This window comes from Actinotalea sp. JY-7885 (assembly GCF_014525465.1).
Classification (GTDB): domain Bacteria; phylum Actinomycetota; class Actinomycetes; order Actinomycetales; family Cellulomonadaceae; genus Actinotalea.
On record NZ_JACEXH010000299.1, the window covers coordinates 1 to 1,985 of the forward strand.

Below are 1,985 nucleotides of genomic sequence, written 5' to 3' on the forward strand. Positions count from 1 at the left end.
CCGCCGGGCTCCGCCTGCTGCCCGCCGAGGGGGCGGGCGAGGTGCAGACGCCGCTGCGCGGCCGCGCCGCCGACGCGCTCGCCCTCGGCGACCGCGTCTGGTTCCGCCACGCCAAGGCCGGTGAGGTGATGGAGCGGTTCGACCAGGTCGCGCTGCTGGGCGACGACGTCGACGTCGTGCCGACGTACCGCGGTCTCGGCCGGGCCTTCGGCTGAGGACCCTGCCCGCCCCCGGCCGGGCGGCGGGCGGCCGGCGGCGGTGGCCGCGGGGCGCCGCCGGTACCCTGGCGCGGTGAGCCTGCACCTGTTCGACACCGCGACCCGCGCCACGCGCGAGCTCGTCCCGCTGCGTCCGGGCGAGGTCGGGATCTACGTCTGCGGTGCCACGGTGCAGGCATCGCCCCACATCGGGCACATGCGGCTCGCGGTCGCGTTCGACGTGCTGGTGCGCTGGCTCGAGCGCAGCGGGCTCCGGGTGACCATGGTGCGCAACGTCACCGACATCGACGACAAGATCCTGCGCCTGTCCGCGGCCGCCGACGTGCCGTGGTGGGCCTGGGCCCAGCGCTTCGAGCGCGAGTTCTCGGCGGCGTACGACGCACTGGGCGTCCTGCCACCCACCTACGAGCCGCGCGCGACGGGCCACGTGACCGAGATGGTCGAGCTCATGGAGCGACTCGTCGAGAAGGGCCACGCCTACGTCACCGGCGAGGGCGACGTCTGGTTCGACGTGCGGTCGTGGCCCGAGTACGGGTCCCTGACCAACCAGCGGCCCGAGGACCTGCCGCCCGCCGCGGACTCCGCCGACGAGCTCGCGTCCGGGGTCAAGCGCGACGCCCGCGACTTCGCGCTCTGGAAGGGCGCGAAGCCCGACGAGCCCCTCACGGCGTCCTGGCCCACGCCCTACGGCCGCGGCCGGCCGGGCTGGCACCTGGAGTGCTCCGCCATGGCGCAGCGCTACCTCGGCGACGCGTTCGACATCCACGGCGGCGGCCTGGACCTGCGCTTCCCGCACCACGAGAACGAGCTCGCGCAGTCGCGCGCCGCCGGGCAGGAGTTCGCGCGGCTCTGGATGCACAGCGCGTGGGTCACGCAGGGCGGCGCGAAGATGAGCAAGTCGCTCGGCAACTCGCTCATGGTCGGCGCGATCCTCGACCAGACGCGTCCGGTGGTGCTGCGGTACGCGCTCACGGCCGTGCACTACCGCTCGATGCTCGAGTACTCGCCGGACACGCTCCACGAGGCCGAGGCCACCTGGAACCGGTTGGAGGGCTTCGTCCGGCGCGCCACCGAGCGCCTCGGGGCGGTGCCCGACGACGAGGTGCGCGCGAGCGTGCTGCCCGCCGACTACGTCGCGGCGATGGACGACGACCTCAACGTGCCGGCGGCGCTCGCCGTCGTGCACGAGCACCTGCGACGCGGCAACACCGCGCTCGCGGACGGCGACCTCGCCGCCGCGCGCGACGCCCTGGTCGCGGTGCGGGGCATGCTCGACCCGCTCGGCCTGGACCCCGCCCGCTGGGCCGGGACCGGGGCGGGCGCCGACTCGCGCGCCGAGCACGCCCTCGAGGCGCTCGTCGCGGCCGAGCTCGAGGCCCGGGCCCAGGCGCGCGCCGCCAAGGACTGGGCCACCGCCGACGCGGTGCGGGACCGGCTCACGGCCGCCGGCATCGTCGTCGAGGACTCACCGACCGGTGCTCGCTGGTCGCTCGCGCACGACCAGGAGGACTGATGGCCGGCAACTCACAGCGCCGCGGGGCGACCCGCAAGGCGGGGACCAAGAAGGGCGCGAGCGCCGGCACGGGGGGCAAGAACCGGCGCGCGCTCGAGGGCAAGGGCCCGACGCCCAAGGCCGAGGACCGCCCGTACCACGTGGCCGCCAAGCGCAAGGCCGCGGCCGAGCGGCTCGATGCCGCGACCTCGCGCGGCCGCCGCTCACCCGTCGCCGGCGAGGGACGCCCCTCGGGGGGCCGCCCCGCCGCCGGC

At 76.2% G+C, this 1,985-nt stretch carries 1 protein-coding gene and 2 pseudogenes; all 3 read left to right on the plus strand.

Going from position 1 to position 1,985, the window contains the following annotated elements:
* Positions 1–215: pseudogene (locus tag IDM29_RS16490) on the plus strand (amino acid deaminase/aldolase); the annotation flags it as partial.
* Between the two features lie 76 nt (positions 216–291).
* Positions 292–1,731, plus strand: a complete 1,440-nt coding sequence (gene cysS / locus IDM29_RS16495; RefSeq protein WP_182113056.1) for a cysteine--tRNA ligase — start codon at positions 292–294, stop codon at positions 1,729–1,731.
* A pseudogene (locus tag IDM29_RS16500) lies at positions 1,731–1,985 on the plus strand (23S rRNA (guanosine(2251)-2'-O)-methyltransferase RlmB); the annotation flags it as partial. The gene cysS and the pseudogene IDM29_RS16500, both read left to right, overlap by 1 nt.